Below are 14,940 nucleotides of genomic sequence, written 5' to 3' on the forward strand. Positions count from 1 at the left end.
GTCCGGATGAGGCATACCGGACAATCATCATGGAACTCGTCAAATCAACAAACACTACTTTCAAAGCCGAACAGGACAAGGATGCTTTCCTTGATTATGCGATTGACTGGTCAGACTGGCTGCTGAAGGATGATGTTATTATCTCCAGCGATTGGCAGTCCGATTACGGGTTGACACTGTCTTCCGCTTTCATTGACGGCGCCTGCACGACTGTGTGGGTGCAGGGTGGCATACCGAACCGGTGGTACAACGTGACCAACACGGTCAAAAGCAAATCTGGACGGATTGACCAGCGGACGTTCCAGCTCCACATTGTTGACGAAAAAACCGAACTGGAAGGAACGGCGCTGTTTCCGGATATGGGAAAAGCCGTTGAATCCCTGAAAAACAATCAGCTTGCAATCACGTCCTGTTTGCCTCAAACGGATTTTTCCGAAGACTATCTTGCCGCAAAACTTCGCGCCGCCGAAGCGGATGCGGAAAGACGTTTGCGCGTTTTCTTTTCCGAGACCGTCGTTTTCGCCTACGAACCGACACAACAGGAAATCGATGAACTGCCTGAAGGCATGCGCTGGCATGAGGAAGCGGCCTACGATTACGAGCCGTCTCTCTGGACGTCGGAAGACTGGGGGTATCTCGTTCTCCGGAAGACGCCTGTTCTGGCCGTGGAAAAATGTGTGTTTTCTTATCCGGCGCCAACAACGGGATTTTTTACCGTGCCGGACAGCTGGATCCGGGTGGATAAAAAAGCGGGGCATATTCGCTTTGTGCCAAGCGGAAGCGCTCTTGGTGTGGCACCTTTGACCGGTTTCGTGATTTCCGCACTGGGAGGGGGATGCCAAATTCCCGACATGATCCGGTTGCGCTATCGTGCCGGTTTGAGAAATGCAGGCAAAGACTATCCTGATCTGGTGGATATCGTTAAAAAGATGGCTGTCCTGCGTATCCTGCACGACGCTCACATTCCCCAGTCGGGGTCGATTTCGGCCGACGGATTGAGCCAGTCCACATCGTTGCAAATGGCCGCCTTTCAGGATGAGATTGATTCGGCGCTGGATCATCTTGCACAAAGTATCCATGGCGTCAGCATGGTGATTTTATGAAACTGAATCCGACTGCTTTCAATCGTTTTTTGAATCACATCGGGCAGGATATGTTGTGGCGGAAGTCGTTTTTATGTCCCTGTCGCAATGAAAATTCCGGTTCCGCCCTGTCGGACTGTCCATTTTGCATGGGCAAAGGGTGTTACTGGGACGATGGAAAAGAAGGACGGGCAGGGATTTCAGGCATGGACGTCCAGAAACAATGGTTCCAGTTCGGGCAGGCGGAAACAGGCGATGTGGTCATTACCATTCCAGGGGATACGCCACTGTATGACATGGGACAGTTTGACCGGATCACCTTGAAAAACTCGACACAGCCTTTTTCACAGGTATTGAAACGCGGAGAAGAATATCTGTCGTTTGTTCCGGTTTCCGTTGATTATGTCAGCTGGATTGAAAACGGCAAGATGGTGCATGGCAATAAGCCAATCATCGAACAGGGCAAGCCGAAATGGATTTCCGATGAGCCCCCGGAAGGGACCGTTTATACCATGGGGGGACGTCGTCACCCTGAATATTTCGTTTATCGGGATTTCCCACAGGACAGGGCGCACCACCATGGATTGAGACTGCCCCGAAAAGTGGTCCTGAGAAAATTCGATTTGTTCGGACGGTAAGCATGTACAAACTCAAGGCATCGATTCCCGAGATCCCGGCAACGGTGGAATACGCTGTCGGGCAGGTCTTGCAGAATGTCACGGTAGCAGTCGAAAAGACGGCGCAGGAAGTGCAAACTGCCTGGCAGGCCGGAATCATGAAAACCAGTGGGGTCTGGCTGGATTACAAGAAATCGGCCGTTGCCTCGATTCAGTACCAGATGCAATCGTATTCTTCGGCAGAGGTTTTTTCAGAGGCAGAAAGCGCAATCCGGATTGAAGAAGGGTTTCCGGAACGCGATCTCAAGCTGATGCTGCAGACGTCGAAAAAAACCCGGGCGACGAAAACCGGAAAGAAATACCTGGTTATTCCATTCAGGCACAATGTTCCGGGATCGGCTGCACTGGCGCCAGCCATGCCGAAAAACATCTATGCCAAGGCAAAGTTGCTGAGTCCGTCGTCTGTGGTCGGAAAAGCGACAAGAGTATCGGCAACCGGCCATGTCGTCCCACAGTCGAAATACCAATGGGGCGGTTCATTGCCAACCGGGATGGCACCCAAGAAAAAACCGCAGCATGCAACCGATATTTATGCCGGCATGAAACGGTTTGATACGTCTTCCGGAAAAGCGAAATCGTCCTCTTATCTTACCTATCGGGTCATGATGGAAGGTTCGTCGAAGTGGCTGGTACCTGCAAAACCGGGCCATTATGTGGTCAAGACCCTGTCGGGCGCCATGCAGCCACGGCTTGAGAAAAATCTGAAAGACGCCATTGCCGATGCCCTGTCGTGACGCAAGTATCGTGTCATGACTATCGCACTGTTAAGACCATCGCCTGTCGGCAACGCCATCCGGGTTTTCATCACTCCACCACAAAAAGCGGAACGATGGAAAGTCATGCGCAGGATGGATGAGGCGTTCCGCGACGAAAACGATCCCGATGCTGTATGCATTTACGATGGCTGCGACGAAAAGACGTTTCTTGATACTCATTTTCTGACGAACGGGAAAACGTATTTCTACCGGCTTTTTTGCAAGGCAGGCGAGACGTGGATGGTTGACGACACGAAAAGCGCCGTTCCGGAATGTACGTTTACCAGTGGAGGAGAGGATCCGCAACTGATACTGCGGGATCGGCTTGATTACGGTCTGGCCGAGCTGCTGAAAAGAAGGCAATTGCATCACCCGCACGGGAAAATACCTGTCCTGACGGCGCCCCCCACTTTTGACGGGACGACTTTCCCGGTGGTGGTCGTCCAGTTCACAAGTGGAGCATCTGCCGAATATGGCGTGGGCGATTTTCTGGGGGAAAGTCTCGATGAAGACGACGATGAATGGGAAATCGATGAGGGATGGTTATCGCAAGTCCAGCTGACAGTGGTGGCCTGGAGCCTCAATGCCGATGAACGAATCAGATTGCGCCGGGCTATCGAATATCTGCTGATTGCGAATATGTCTGTTCTGGACGCGTCCGGCATTTCGCAGATCAGCTTGCAGCAATCCGATCACGAAGACTATCAGTCTTATGCCGTGCCCATGTATCAATCCGTATCGACAATCAGTTGCCTGGCACCACGCTACGTCGGCCATCGGGAAGATCGGATACGTCATGTTAATTTGCAAATCAAGGGAGTCTGAGTATGGCAACGAAAAGTACAGAAAACACGGAAGCTGAAAACAAGGAAGCTTGGGTTGCGGGGAAGGAAGAGCATTACCCGGTGACGCTTGACGAATTTTGTCGGCGCTTATCGACCAGTGACCGTCGTGTCGAAATGATCGGTGCTTTCGAGCATGTTGAAAAAAGTGCAGGACGCACGAAAGATACGGAGTCGGCTTACCGGGTCCGGTACGAAGAATTCATCAATCAGCCAGTTTAAGGATGAAAAATCATGAGTGTATTTTTTAACGGTCAGAAATGGACGACACCCGGCGTCATGAGCCGTATCGATGACGAGGCCATGTATAACAACAACCTGAACATCGGTAATGTCGCCGCTTTCATCGGGCGATCTGAGGGCGGGCAACCCAAGACTGCCTTGCGCTTCGGAAGTCCGTCGGAGGCGAGAAATGCGCTGTTGTCAGGTGATTTGTTGACGGCCATCGAACAGGCATTCGACCCCTCTGCTGAGACCAATGCACCGTCCCAGATTGTCGCTATCCGCGTCAATCCGGCTGTCCAGGCGTCGGCTGAAGTCAAGGATTCAAGCGGGTTTACGACGGTCATAAAACTGTTTTCCACCGATTATGGACGTCGTGCCAACAGCATCCGGTACAAGATCGAGACCGGAACGGAATCAGGCAAAAAGATCACGACCCAACTGGGCGATACATACTATACCGCCGACAATATTTCCCGGTATGTCTTTTCCATACAGTACAGCGGCACGGAAGCGTCTGCCACTATGACGGTGACAGATACCTCGGTGATCTTGTCGGCTCCGGCAGGTGTCGAGGCAGACATGATTGATCTGCACAGCTATGAAACCATCCAGAAACTGGTCGATAAAATCAATACTGTTCCAGGTTTCTTCGCCGAAGTGGTGGATAACAATGGCGAAAAAGAGACATTGAATGGACTGGATATGGCCAGCGCGATCGACGTCCGTTCGGACAAATGTATTGCCACGGCACATGTACAAGCCATTGTCGAGTGGTTCAACGGTCTTGGTGAAGAATTCGTTACAGCGGAGCGTGTGACGGGGATCTATCCGGCCAATGTGTCGTGGACTTATCTTGAGGGTGGTTCGGATGGCAATGTAAGCATGTCCGACTGGCAAGATTGTTTCGATGTGCTGCAAACGCAGGATGTGCAATGGGTTACACCCTTGTCCCCGGAACCGGCTATCCACGCCATGTGCGATACTCATGCCAGTTACATGTCGACAGTCGGGCGAAAAGAACGACGGTCCATTGTCGGCGGAAAGGCCGGTGCAACCGACAAGGAAGCGATTGCTGCCGCCAAGGCACTTGCCAGTGACCGGGTGTCTTATGTCCACCTTGGCATGTACGATTACAATTCGACAGGAAAACTGACCCTTTTTCCTCCCTACATTCTGGCGGCTAAAATCGCAGGCATGTTTTCTGGGGTCACTCCGGGTTATTCGCTGACTGGAAGAACACTCAAAATCAAAGGAATCGAGCGAAATCTGAAAAATCCAACCGATACAGACCAGCTGATCGAAGGTGGTGTTCTTTGTGTGGAAAATACCGACAACGGCTATAAAATTGTCCAGTCGATTACGACATGGCGAGCCAATAACAAATATACCCGTGTCGAAGTGTCCACGGGAGCGGCGGTTGATTACGTTGCCAGAACAGTACGAGAGAGAGCAGAAAAAATTATCGGTGGCGCTCCGGGCAGTCCAATAAAGTTGTCGACTGCATTGCAAGAGGCTGATACGGCACTTCGTCAACTGACGACTGAAGGCATTATTGTCGGCGATGAAACCAATCCGTCATTCAAAAATCTGATCGCATCGCTGGAAGGGGATGTCCTGAGACTGGAATTCGAGGCAAGCCCGGGAATTCCAGTCAACTATGTTCTGATCACTATTCACTGTGTGCCGTATTCGGGCAGTGTATCAGCCTGATTTCCTATGTCGTCGTGGAGTTTGCCCGGTTTTGAAACCGGGCTTTTTTATCAGATGCGCCGTAAAAAAAAGAAACTCGAACTCCGTGTGTCGTGACACAACAATGCCAGTATCCACAATTGAAACTGGAGAAAGTAATGGCAACCCAGAACAGAAATGTCGTGTCCGGTAACCGGCTTGTCGTTCAATTCGACGGCAAATCCATCGGACTTGTCCAATCCGCTGATCTTCGGGACGACTATGCTCCCGAACCGGCAAGCGGTATTGGCGATATTCATGTAAAAGAATACGTTCCAACCATGGCGCATCACTCGGTCAATGTCGAGGAGATGGTGTTGAACAAGGCTTCCATGCTGAAAGCCGGTATTTCACTGGAAAATGGCGACGATGCCCTGAAAGGCATGGTTTTCGACATTTTGTCCATGAACAAGGAAACTGGCGAAGTCTACCGTAAATATATGGGGTGTTCTTACGCATCCGGCAGTATTTCCATTCGCAAGCATTCCATTGTGATCGCAAGCGGCACGTTCAATGCTCTGGATGTCGTCGGCGGCGTGTAAACCATCAGGAAAGAAAAAATGAGACAAAAATCAGAAAACGATTTTGAAATCGACTTGCCCGGTGTCGGCAAGTTTGTTTATGGACAGCGCACGATTGGCGATTTCATTGCTATTCGCAGACGATATGTCGAACTGGCTGGAGAAAACGTGAACGATGCCGTGCTGTCGAGTTTGGCCGGTATTGTCGCCGCCCATGATGTCATGTGCGTTTCCTGTCCGGAAGGTTGGGAAAACCTGATGAATTTCTCCATGGCAAATTCCAAAGAAGATTATCTGCAAAAAGTCTTGGAACTCGACCGGTTGATCGGAGAAAAAGAAAACTCCTTTCGCGAAAACAAGACAGGCGAGAGCGAAGAAAAGAGGGCTTGAATTAAGCAAGACGTTTTCATACTGGTTCCGAAACAAATTCAACCTAACGCCAAACGATCCGCTTTATCTGTCCATGACACCGGAACAGATCGAAACGGAATTCTGGGCGGCCCATTATTTTGACAAACCAGTATCGGAAAGCGTGGTCGATGACGAATTCGATCCGGAAGAAGTACAGGAACTGATGGAACGTGACGACTGGGAGGATATCTTGAATGTCAAACAAGATCGGAGTTGATGTCGAGGTCGGTACATCCGGTCTTGAAAACGATCTCAAGAAGGTGACACAGGCGGCCGGTCATGCCGGCAAGTCGATGGAGGAAGCCTTTTCGGGCATCAGTACCCGTCGTATCCGGGCACAGGCGAGAGCGTTAAAAGAACTGGCGGATGAATACCGGAGGCTGAACGATACCTTCGGGAGAATGGAGAAGTCCGGAACTTTTGGTGGTCTCGGCCTTGGCCGAAGCGGCAGGGGATTCAACCGGTCGCAATATGGATCTGTTGCCGGAATGCTCGGTGGCGCTTTCGGATCGCTTATGAGTGGCGGCGGAATTGCCTCGACCACGGGCAATCTGTTCGGATCTCTGGCCGGCCGGGGTATTGGGGCTTTTGCGGGTCCCGGAATCGGCTTTGCAGCCGGAACGATTCTCTCAAAAACGCTTGGCGCCATCGGCAGTCGTATCGACAAGGGAATGACGACGGCGCAAAACAACCTGATCGAAACATCCGTTTTACGCCATTCTATCGGTTCTGCAGCAAACGATTTCAACCTGCTTTCCGCCTCGATCAAATCGGCGTCAGACAATGTGGGCGGCTTGCTGGATTCCGAGACGATCAAACTGTTCAAGAGCATTTCAAAGGCTTCCGGAGCGACGAGTATCAGCAGGTTGTACAGCGACAGTCTGGTGGCCGGGCAGTATTCCAAAGCGATGGGGACAGACCTGTCTGCAACCGGCAGTTTCTTCGGGACAATGCGTTCTCTCGGGATCTCGACAAGCGACCAGTCCAGCAGGCGTATCGGGACCATTATTGGTGAAGCGATCGGCAAAACAGGAGCCTTTGCCAAAGCGGATGAAATGATGTCGGCCGTGTCCAATTTCGCGTCGATTTCAACCAGAACGACGCTGATGGCGCAGCCGCGTGCGATGGAAGGGTATGCCGGTCTGCTTTCCACTATGGCGTCCGGTTCTATCAAGGATATATCCGGTATTGCCTCCATCATCGCGCAAGCGGACGCTTCTTTCCGTGCCGGTGGCGGCATGGGAGAGGCTTCATGGAATGCCCGCCTTGCTTCTTACCAGCAGGGATACAGCTCGCGTATCAACGGTCTGGATGTCCAGTATCTTAACGAAATGGGCATGATGGGACATGCCAGTGATGTTTTCGGCAAGAACAGCAAGTTCTATCAGTTCGGTACTTCACGCGAAAAAGCACGGTACGACGCAATCATGGCCGATATGAGGAAGAGAGGAACGCTCGGCAAAAGCAATTTCGACGTTGTGCTGCAGAATCTGGAGCGCCAGACCGGTGGCGGTTATCTGATGGCCAGTTCGTTGGCAAACGATTTCCGGATTACGTCCAGTCAGGCTATTTCCCTGATTGAGGCGTATCGGCAGTACGGCGGTACGGCAGGTTTGGGCAACGAATTGTCCAAACGGGGATTGAAGGGACTTTCGCCAGATCAGGTTATCCGTGCATCGGCTTTTTTGAATGCAGACCGGAATACCCTGAACGAAGGCGCCGATGCGCTCCTGAGTGGTGTCGGGTACAACAATGCCTTGACAGCAGGACAGCGCAAGCAACTGGAAGCGGCAAGAAATGGCGGAAATGATGAAATCCTGAGGGAACTGGTTCTCCAGTTTACGGCAACGCGTACCTGGGAGAAAGATCAGGGTAAGGCGACGGAATTCGCAATAAAGGGGGTGGAAACTGCGATTACTCGTGCTTCGGAAAGCATGGTCGGGTCCATGAATGAAGTGCGGGATGCAATCGTCATTTTAGGCGGGAAAAGCTATGCCGACTTTGAAGCGATGAAGGCAACATATCAGCGTGACAAAGAGATCAGCGGCCGCGAAGCACAGGCAATAGAAGCCGCCAGAACCGATGAGAATGCTCCCTCCGAAGATATGTTGTTTGGCCTCACAAATGGATACACAAAGTCAAAAAATGCTGCCGTAAGGGATGCCATATCGTTCTTCAAGTCCAAAGGAGCCAGTACTCAACAGGCGGCGGGTATTGTCGCCAACCTGTCTTCTGAGAGTGAACTAGTTGCGGATGCTGTTGGTGATGGTGGAAGAGCTTACGGTGTTGGGCAATGGCATAAGCCCAGACAAGAGCGTTTCAAACAAATATTTGGAAAAGACATTCGCAAATCTTCACTTAATGAACAGTATGAGTTTGTTTATCTGGAAATGAAAGAACGTGGAGAGTGGGACAAACTCATGCAAATAAATGGCGCGGGTGAATCTGGTAGATTTATCTCAAGAAAATATGAACGGCCGTATGACCCATACGGTAAAGAAGCGGCAAGACGTGGCCGTCTGGCTGAAGAATATGCTGCAAATCTCAGAGAAGAAGATGTTGGCACAATACCAGCTGATGTAACTACACCTGGTGGAAGAGGTGTCGCAAGCAGTAAGGACACTGTCAATGTTCATTTGACCGGGGATTTTTCATTGTTGGATTCGTTCGGAAAGGTTGTAGGCGAAGTAGCAAGAATGAATGCAGAGATTCGCAAACCAGGAATAGGATGGTAGATCATGGGAGTACCTGTTTATGATCCCGATATCGATATCAAGCTGTTCAAAGTCGTCAACCGGACAGAAATTGCGAAAGGTATCCGGACAAACGACAGGATGGACGAACTGATCGAAATCCAGCTCGACCTGTTTCTGGGCGATGGCTGTTCTGTCCGTGTGTCGAAAGGCGTCAAGGAGCCTGCTGGGACGTTCGTTCTCACTTTTATTGACCGGGAAGTCCAGGATCTGGATTCGATCTACGGTCTTGTCGAACCGATGGATCTGGTGGAAATCCGGATGGCGCACCATCAATGGGATAAAGAGGCCGGCTATCATCTGCCGATTGTCATGCGCGGATTTGTGACGGAATTGCGGCGCACCGAGGGAATCGGTGAGGATGGGAAGCCAGAGCGCCGCGTCATTGTTTCGGGGCACGATTACGGCAAGATTTTCCAGACTTACCAGATTATCTATATCAATAACGCTGCGGTCGGGGACAATATTCTTCATTCACTCCCTTTTTCGACCAAATACAATATAGACGTCACCAGTGCGCCACCATGTAAACAGTTTGTGGCTGAAATTGTTGAAAAAATCGGGCAGAAGTTTATAAACAATGTGCAATGGAAGGATTCGCATGGCACAAGACCGTTTGCAACCTTGACTCCGTTGTGTTCTTCGGTCGGAACCATTTCTAATCATCAGGTCAATTCATGGCCGGGCGGGGACAGTATTTACGGTCTGATTGCCAAAGTGTGTGACGTTTCCAACGGATTCAATGAATTTTTCACGGTTGACCGCGAAGAGGATGTCGGGGTAGTCGTAAGGCCGACACCGTATATTACTCCCGACGGAAAACTCATCTCGCCGGCCGACACGAAGAAAGACTGGTATCCGGAGGAAGTGACGGTTACCAATGACGATATCGTTTCCATTACGACTTCCCGATCGGATTCCACTGTGGCCAACGTTTTCTGGGTCAGAAATCCACCGTTTACCTACAGTAACGATATGCAATTGAGGCTCAACGACCAAGTAAAGCCCGTTGAAGATGTTCCGAACTGCAATCCTAAATTGTATGGTATCCGCATGATGGAAGCGACGATTTATCTGGGCGCTCCCCGAAACAATGCCGGGGAATCCCCATCCGAAACCAAGATGAAGGAAGTCTTTGTGACGGAGGAAGAATGGCGCAAGGAACACTTGAAGATTCTGCAAAAAATTGGTCAGGATGCAGTTGTGTTCGAGTCGGGTACCATGCGATTGAAAGGGAACGAGAAGATCAAGGCGGGTGGATTTCTGAACGTTGTCCGGAATGGTGTGAAAAGCCGGTGTTACGTCGAGCACGTGGAACAGGAGTTTCTTCCGTATCACGGCATGTTCACTACCGTGAAATTCCGGCAGGGAACCGGCTTTATCGAGCGGTCACAGTATGAAAAACCTTACCGCATGGAATTGACGGTGTCCGGCGCTTATGGGGACAGAAATGCTTGATATCGGCAGAGTACTTGGCGTTCATCCGGAGTCCAATTCCGTCGATGTTGTACTGGTTTCCGACGGCAGGAGACTTGTCAATGTGCGGGTCAGCAGTACATCGGCATCAGGCAGTACGGGGCGTTTCGACCTTCCGGATCCCGAACTCGGTGTTGGCGGAAAAGATCCGGCATCAAGCGATATCGGGGAACGCGAGCTGTTAGCAGTTATCGGATTCACAGAGTGCGGCCCTATTTGCCTGGCATTCGTTTTCCCGCAGGTTTCGCAGCTGATGTTTACCGACCGGAACCGGAAGATAGATCGCCATGTGTCGGATGTCTATTCCACGGTTGACGGGAATGGAAATTTCGAGTTTTATCATCCGTCCGGAGCCTATGTCCGGATAGCGTCCAGCCCGGAGCATGAAGACTTGACGGGGAAGGATTTCGACAAGCGCTGGAAAATCAATAGCAAACCGGCCGGTCACATCCACGTCCAGCAAGCCGGTGGAACAGCATCCGTCAATATCGATCCTTCCGGTAATGTCACGGTTAAATCCAATGGCAATATGGATTTTAGTGCCGCTGGCAAAATGAATTTAACAGCGTGCGATTCCATGACGCTCAAGGCTCCACGAATTGATTTGAATCCTTGAGCTGACCGGAGTTTTTTTATGGTGTACAATCTCTTTATGGTGCAAAATTGTGAATAAAAACAGATACTTGGGTCAAGACCTCCTTCCTATGAAGCGAGGTCTTTTTTATGGCAAAAGTTAGGTAACATGATCGTGAAAAGAGAAAATTATATGATTTCTCATACACTTACTTTCATGTTTTTTTGGTATATTTATAAATATAACTTGTTATGCTTTCTAGGATACTTATATGAAATCCAATTTTTTTGATGGAATCCGAGCGATGCTTGAAGCTTCCTCAAAAACTGAGGAGGAAATACGTAGTAGTGCTACTCTTATCATAAGAGGCATGGAACAGAAACAGGCTGAGTTCAAGAAAAAACAGAAGGAAATTGAAAATGACATTAGAAGGGGATCAAACCTCTCAAGAGGAAAAATACCTCTTTGATTTTCTTTATGTAGATAAAGAAAGAATTGCAGCATATTGTGCCCAACTTTTTCCGAATGGGGTGCATACGACAACAAAGACCTATTCCTCAGATCAGTCGAAACAAACAGAAAAAGTATCTCTTGGTTTCCCCAAAATAGTAGCAACTGAGTCGGATTCAACAGATTACATAACCAACAGTATTGAACGTCAATATGATGCTACATGGCATAGGACGATCAGTTTTCTTCAGGAACTGAACGAAAGAGGTTTCATTAGTCATGATTTGACAGATGCATCCTTGGGAGGAATAGCTCTCATTAAAGGACGGTTACAGATTCTTGATATACGCATGATAAAAGATATGTGGGATAGCATATTTGAGTATCAGCTTAATCAGATGCCTGAGAACACTACTTCTGAACGCCAGAATAAACAAAAGATGCGTACAGAACTGAAGTTAACAGCTAATGTCGCCAAGAGTATGCCTCATACAATCCAGCTTCGGTGTTTTAATGATAAAACTGATTCTTGGGCAACTCTGAAACCAGAGGGACTTATTATTAATCCCGATGATCTTGCTTACAAGCACGGAGCTTCTATTCCTGGAGAATGGATTATTATCTGCATACTGGATGCTTATCCAGATTCATCTGATGATACCGTATTTCCTCCAATCTTAAATGATATGGAAGTAGGTATGCTTAAGATGCTGATTCAGATGAAAGTCATGTTAGGGAAATCCTTTAATAGTTACGGTATAACACCACTTGTTATATATAGGCCAATTGCCCATTTCGGGCATAAAAAATCCGCTGATTGACGGAACGACCGCTTGGATCTTAGGAAGGCTCTCAATATGGTGTGAAAATACTGAGACTGTCAACAGCCATTTTGTCGTGATGCTAAGCTATATAAGAACAGGCAAACAACGATTTTTTGTTATTTTCAAAGATGCGACAGGCTGCAGAAATTTTGAGAATATCGACCGGCCAGGACAGATTGTTGAAAGAGAGCGCAAAACAGAATGACCTGGACTCCTGACCCCGCCATTATTCCTTTTATGGATGTCCACGAAGATGAAAAGTGGGTATCACCCCTTATATGCATGTCAAGCGATTCCACTGAAGATGATACAGAATCGGGCGATTCTTCGGCTGGAGGCATGGCACCCGTTCCATTATCATACGAAGCGGAATTTGTCGGTGAGAGCATGAAGAGTGTTCAGGTTATCGCCGATGAATCAGGGGTCATTTTGAAAGTCGAGGAACCGACAGCAACCGTGTTTCCTCCTGTTGATATCGAATATCAGATTCTGGGCGGGGATGTACCCCCGTACCGGATTACAAAGCACTGCAGAAATTTTGCCGAGTTACCGGGCAATGTGGACGAAGTGATCCGTTATATTCCTTGCCCCACGAATACGAAAGATTTCACTGTTCGGGTAACGGCCTATATGCCCGGTGGTTCGGTCGAAACCGCTGATTATGTGATTCGCGTCTGGGCAAATTATTCAATAGGTAAAACGTCGTTATTGGAGGCCATCAATGCCAGCCGTAGCCAGAAAAGGTGATACCTGTACAGGACACGATTGTTTTCCGCCAAGAGCGAACGATCAGGGATCCGGAAATGTTTTCTGTAACGGGATTCCTGTACATCGACAGGGCGATCACTGGGTAACGCATACGTGCGGCCATACGAGCCATGATTCGGTTCTGGCGGCCGGATCCTCAACTGTCTTTGTCAATGGAAAAGCACTTGCCCGTATCGGGGATACTGTTGCCTGTGGAAGTGCTGTTGCGTCTGGTTCAGGGGATGTTTTTGCGGGACGATAAAAGGGACATTACAATCAATTTTTTTTGTAATGTGTCTTGCATGAAAGGATTTCAATCACATCATTGTTGACTCGATATACCAACCTGTTTTCCTCATCAATCCTTCGGCTCCAGAACCCTTGTAATTCATATTTCAGTGGTTCCGGTTTGCCTATTCCAACACTTTCATCACCGGTTTCTTCATGATTACGTTCGATATCCTTCAAGAGAATATGGATCCGTTTTAATGTCTTTTTATCTTGTTGTTGCCAGTAAAGGTAATCTTCCCAAGCATTGTCGGTCCACAACTTATTCATCAGGAAATACCTCGTGTCTGGATGCCTTTCCTGATTGGAGCTGATTCAGACTATCCCGTAAGCGAGTCATGTTTGCCTCACTGTAAAAAGGATCTGCCGAAGGTCTGAAGGGAAGAGCATTTTCCCGAACCATCTGACACAGGAACATGCGAACTGCCGACGCCAAATCCAGCCCCATATTGCCCGCTACTTCCTGAGCTTTGTTCCGAAGCTCGTCATCAAGTCTGATCTGTAAGTTTGCCATAAAATTTCTCCTTCTAAATTACTCATATTGTAACGCATATCATTTTAAATGTAACCTATATCATGCAAATATTTGAGCAAGAGAAAAGATTTTGGAAATCATGATGCATGGCTAAATCTGAATGCGCATTAAAACATTACAGACGTGTGTCATTTAACAGACAAGAAGTTGCATACCATCAAGAAATTTGACAGACTGAACAGTCTGAACAGTTACGGAGAAGATTGGACAATTACGTGTCGAGGTTTAATCGCCACCAGATTGCTCGAACCTATCGGTTATATCCCACCCGCAGAGCTATAAGGGACAAGATGTATTACTTTCAGGAGACCATCTAATAAAAGTTTGGTTGGATACAGTCGGAAAATTTAATTCGTGTCGTTTTATAAAATTCGCATTTTCAATACATGGGGTTGACAAATGAAGGGGTTTCTAACGGTTGTATTGATGTCTGTAGCACTGGTGGGGTGCAATGGTGCTGAATCCGAAAAACTTAAAGCAGAAAATGCAGCACTAAAAAGCCAAGTGGAAAAGCTGGAAAGTGAAAATAACAAGTTGCGTGAAACTGCTCAATATCATTTCCGTTTGGCACAAGACCACATTGCAGCAAAGAACTGGAGTGAGGCAATTGCATCCTTGCAAACTGTGATTACAAAATATCCTAACGATGCCTTGGTTGGTCCTGCCAGGGAATCCTTGTCACGGGCGGTGCAAGCACGTGATATGGAACGTGCAAGGCTTGCCGAGCAAGAACGGTTAGAAAGTGAAGCAAGGGCTAGGGAAGTGGCTGAAAGTGGAGAGCCTGTCTCTTATGGCGCGTTTTATGCAAAAGCAAAAATGGGGAATGACGTTGGCAAACGCTACAGATTTGACGCTTGCCTCAATCAGATTCCATGTATCTATCCTATGGGAAATGGTAATAAACAAGATATTTGCTTGGTGAAACCAATGTTTGATGATACAGGTGAGCTGGAGCAGTGGTTAAGTAGTGGTGAAAAGCACTGCGGAACAATAGTTGCTGCTGTTGGCTCCAGAGATGAAGCTATAGTCTATCGTCTACATTAGGTTGAAAT

General features: G+C 48.6%; 19 protein-coding genes. 17 read left to right on the forward strand and 2 right to left on the reverse strand.

All coding sequences use genetic code 11. The annotated features are described in order from the left end of the window. Window positions 1–29: 29 nt before the first annotated feature. From OFAG_RS08010 to OFAG_RS14540, 16 genes are all read left to right on the forward strand, one after another. Entirely contained in the window at window positions 30–1,103 is a 1,074-nt protein-coding gene (locus OFAG_RS08010; RefSeq protein ID WP_005876800.1) for a phage fiber-tail adaptor protein, read from the forward strand. Then, a complete protein-coding gene (locus tag OFAG_RS08015; protein ID WP_005876799.1) occupies window positions 1,100–1,720 on the forward strand; it encodes a hypothetical protein in 621 nt (206 codons plus the stop codon). Before OFAG_RS08010 ends, OFAG_RS08015 begins: the two co-directional genes overlap by 4 nt. A 2-nt stretch (window positions 1,721–1,722) precedes the next feature. Further along, entirely contained in the window at window positions 1,723–2,493 is a 771-nt protein-coding gene (locus OFAG_RS08020) for a hypothetical protein (protein ID WP_005876798.1), read from the forward strand. Window positions 2,494–2,508: 15 nt separating this feature from the next. Continuing rightward, window positions 2,509–3,339 (forward strand): hypothetical protein, encoded by an 831-nt coding sequence (locus tag OFAG_RS08025; protein WP_005876797.1) that lies wholly within the window; start codon window positions 2,509–2,511, stop codon window positions 3,337–3,339. 2 nt (window positions 3,340–3,341) lie between these two features. Continuing rightward, window positions 3,342–3,578, forward strand: coding sequence for a cyclin family protein (locus tag OFAG_RS08030; RefSeq protein WP_005876796.1), 237 nt, complete (start codon window positions 3,342–3,344; stop codon window positions 3,576–3,578). A 12-nt stretch (window positions 3,579–3,590) separates the two neighbouring features. Further along, window positions 3,591–5,291, forward strand: a complete 1,701-nt coding sequence (locus OFAG_RS08035; protein ID WP_005876795.1) for a hypothetical protein — start codon at window positions 3,591–3,593, stop codon at window positions 5,289–5,291. A 137-nt stretch (window positions 5,292–5,428) separates the two neighbouring features. Further along, on the forward strand, window positions 5,429–5,851 hold the full coding sequence (locus OFAG_RS08040) for a hypothetical protein (RefSeq protein ID WP_020995115.1): 423 nt from the start codon (window positions 5,429–5,431) through the stop codon (window positions 5,849–5,851). A gap of 18 nt (window positions 5,852–5,869) precedes the next feature. Next, the gene (locus OFAG_RS08045) at window positions 5,870–6,220 is read left to right on the forward strand and encodes a hypothetical protein (RefSeq protein ID WP_005876793.1); all 351 of its coding nucleotides are present in this window, start codon (window positions 5,870–5,872) and stop codon (window positions 6,218–6,220) included. A 73-nt stretch (window positions 6,221–6,293) separates the two neighbouring features. After that, complete coding sequence (locus OFAG_RS13895; protein ID WP_005876791.1) at window positions 6,294–6,458, forward strand: hypothetical protein; 165 nt, start codon at window positions 6,294–6,296, stop codon at window positions 6,456–6,458. Then, window positions 6,436–8,976, forward strand: coding sequence for a phage tail tip lysozyme (locus OFAG_RS08050; RefSeq protein ID WP_005876790.1), 2,541 nt, complete (start codon window positions 6,436–6,438; stop codon window positions 8,974–8,976). The genes OFAG_RS13895 and OFAG_RS08050 overlap by 23 nt, the downstream gene beginning before the upstream one ends. A gap of 3 nt (window positions 8,977–8,979) precedes the next feature. Continuing rightward, window positions 8,980–10,452: a hypothetical protein gene (locus OFAG_RS08055; RefSeq protein ID WP_005876789.1), complete on the forward strand. Its 1,473-nt coding sequence runs from the start codon at window positions 8,980–8,982 to the stop codon at window positions 10,450–10,452. Beyond that, window positions 10,445–11,086 carry a hypothetical protein gene (locus OFAG_RS08060; protein ID WP_020995116.1) on the forward strand — a complete coding sequence of 214 codons (642 nt, stop codon included), beginning with the start codon at window positions 10,445–10,447 and terminating at the stop codon, window positions 11,084–11,086. The genes OFAG_RS08055 and OFAG_RS08060 overlap by 8 nt, the downstream gene beginning before the upstream one ends. A 229-nt stretch (window positions 11,087–11,315) precedes the next feature. After that, the gene (locus tag OFAG_RS08065; RefSeq protein WP_020995117.1) at window positions 11,316–11,513 is read left to right on the forward strand and encodes a hypothetical protein; all 198 of its coding nucleotides are present in this window, start codon (window positions 11,316–11,318) and stop codon (window positions 11,511–11,513) included. Further along, the gene (locus OFAG_RS08070) at window positions 11,464–12,315 is read left to right on the forward strand and encodes a hypothetical protein (protein ID WP_005876784.1); all 852 of its coding nucleotides are present in this window, start codon (window positions 11,464–11,466) and stop codon (window positions 12,313–12,315) included. The genes OFAG_RS08065 and OFAG_RS08070 overlap by 50 nt, the downstream gene beginning before the upstream one ends. Window positions 12,316–12,519: 204 nt before the next feature. After that, entirely contained in the window at window positions 12,520–13,065 is a 546-nt protein-coding gene (locus OFAG_RS08075; protein ID WP_005876782.1) for a hypothetical protein, read from the forward strand. Further along, complete coding sequence (locus OFAG_RS14540) at window positions 13,040–13,327, forward strand: PAAR domain-containing protein (protein ID WP_005876780.1); 288 nt, start codon at window positions 13,040–13,042, stop codon at window positions 13,325–13,327. Before OFAG_RS08075 ends, OFAG_RS14540 begins: the two co-directional genes overlap by 26 nt. A 14-nt stretch (window positions 13,328–13,341) precedes the next feature. On the opposite strand, the gene OFAG_RS08085 is transcribed toward OFAG_RS14540, so the two are convergent. Further along, window positions 13,342–13,623, reverse strand: coding sequence for a Txe/YoeB family addiction module toxin (locus OFAG_RS08085; RefSeq protein WP_020995118.1), 282 nt, complete (start codon window positions 13,621–13,623; stop codon window positions 13,342–13,344). Continuing rightward, window positions 13,616–13,867, reverse strand: coding sequence for a type II toxin-antitoxin system RelB/DinJ family antitoxin (locus OFAG_RS08090; protein WP_020995119.1), 252 nt, complete (start codon window positions 13,865–13,867; stop codon window positions 13,616–13,618). The genes OFAG_RS08085 and OFAG_RS08090 overlap by 8 nt, the downstream gene beginning before the upstream one ends. A gap of 447 nt (window positions 13,868–14,314) precedes the next feature. Here OFAG_RS08090 and OFAG_RS08095 point away from each other — a divergent pair, with 447 nt between their 5' ends. Then, window positions 14,315–14,932, forward strand: coding sequence for a tetratricopeptide repeat protein (locus OFAG_RS08095; RefSeq protein WP_147617652.1), 618 nt, complete (start codon window positions 14,315–14,317; stop codon window positions 14,930–14,932). Window positions 14,933–14,940 lie beyond the last annotated feature (8 nt).

Origin of the sequence: Oxalobacter paraformigenes (genome assembly GCF_000158475.2) — a bacterium.
GTDB lineage: Bacteria > Pseudomonadota > Gammaproteobacteria > Burkholderiales > Burkholderiaceae_D > Oxalobacter > Oxalobacter paraformigenes.

Excerpts from the sequence above, each read along its gene's own strand:
- OFAG_RS08010 (WP_005876800.1), top strand. The coding sequence starts at position 30 with ATGGAACTCGTCAAATCAACAAACACTACTTTCAAAGCCGAACAGGAC.
- OFAG_RS08015 (WP_005876799.1), top strand. The coding sequence starts at position 1,100 with ATGAAACTGAATCCGACTGCTTTCAATCGTTTTTTGAATCACATCGGG.
- OFAG_RS08020 (WP_005876798.1), top strand. The coding sequence starts at position 1,723 with ATGTACAAACTCAAGGCATCGATTCCCGAGATCCCGGCAACGGTGGAA.
- OFAG_RS08025 (WP_005876797.1), top strand. The coding sequence starts at position 2,509 with ATGACTATCGCACTGTTAAGACCATCGCCTGTCGGCAACGCCATCCGG.
- OFAG_RS08030 (WP_005876796.1), top strand. The coding sequence starts at position 3,342 with ATGGCAACGAAAAGTACAGAAAACACGGAAGCTGAAAACAAGGAAGCT.
- OFAG_RS08035 (WP_005876795.1), top strand. The coding sequence starts at position 3,591 with ATGAGTGTATTTTTTAACGGTCAGAAATGGACGACACCCGGCGTCATG.
- OFAG_RS08040 (WP_020995115.1), top strand. The coding sequence starts at position 5,429 with ATGGCAACCCAGAACAGAAATGTCGTGTCCGGTAACCGGCTTGTCGTT.
- OFAG_RS08045 (WP_005876793.1), top strand. The coding sequence starts at position 5,870 with ATGAGACAAAAATCAGAAAACGATTTTGAAATCGACTTGCCCGGTGTC.
- OFAG_RS13895 (WP_005876791.1), top strand. The coding sequence starts at position 6,294 with ATGACACCGGAACAGATCGAAACGGAATTCTGGGCGGCCCATTATTTT.
- OFAG_RS08050 (WP_005876790.1), top strand. The coding sequence starts at position 6,436 with ATGTCAAACAAGATCGGAGTTGATGTCGAGGTCGGTACATCCGGTCTT.
- OFAG_RS08055 (WP_005876789.1), top strand. The coding sequence starts at position 8,980 with ATGGGAGTACCTGTTTATGATCCCGATATCGATATCAAGCTGTTCAAA.
- OFAG_RS08060 (WP_020995116.1), top strand. The coding sequence starts at position 10,445 with ATGCTTGATATCGGCAGAGTACTTGGCGTTCATCCGGAGTCCAATTCC.
- OFAG_RS08065 (WP_020995117.1), top strand. The coding sequence starts at position 11,316 with ATGAAATCCAATTTTTTTGATGGAATCCGAGCGATGCTTGAAGCTTCC.
- OFAG_RS08070 (WP_005876784.1), top strand. The coding sequence starts at position 11,464 with ATGACATTAGAAGGGGATCAAACCTCTCAAGAGGAAAAATACCTCTTT.
- OFAG_RS08075 (WP_005876782.1), top strand. The coding sequence starts at position 12,520 with ATGACCTGGACTCCTGACCCCGCCATTATTCCTTTTATGGATGTCCAC.
- OFAG_RS14540 (WP_005876780.1), top strand. The coding sequence starts at position 13,040 with ATGCCAGCCGTAGCCAGAAAAGGTGATACCTGTACAGGACACGATTGT.
- OFAG_RS08085 (WP_020995118.1), bottom strand. The coding sequence starts at position 13,623 with ATGAATAAGTTGTGGACCGACAATGCTTGGGAAGATTACCTTTACTGG.
- OFAG_RS08090 (WP_020995119.1), bottom strand. The coding sequence starts at position 13,867 with ATGGCAAACTTACAGATCAGACTTGATGACGAGCTTCGGAACAAAGCT.
- OFAG_RS08095 (WP_147617652.1), top strand. The coding sequence starts at position 14,315 with ATGTCTGTAGCACTGGTGGGGTGCAATGGTGCTGAATCCGAAAAACTT.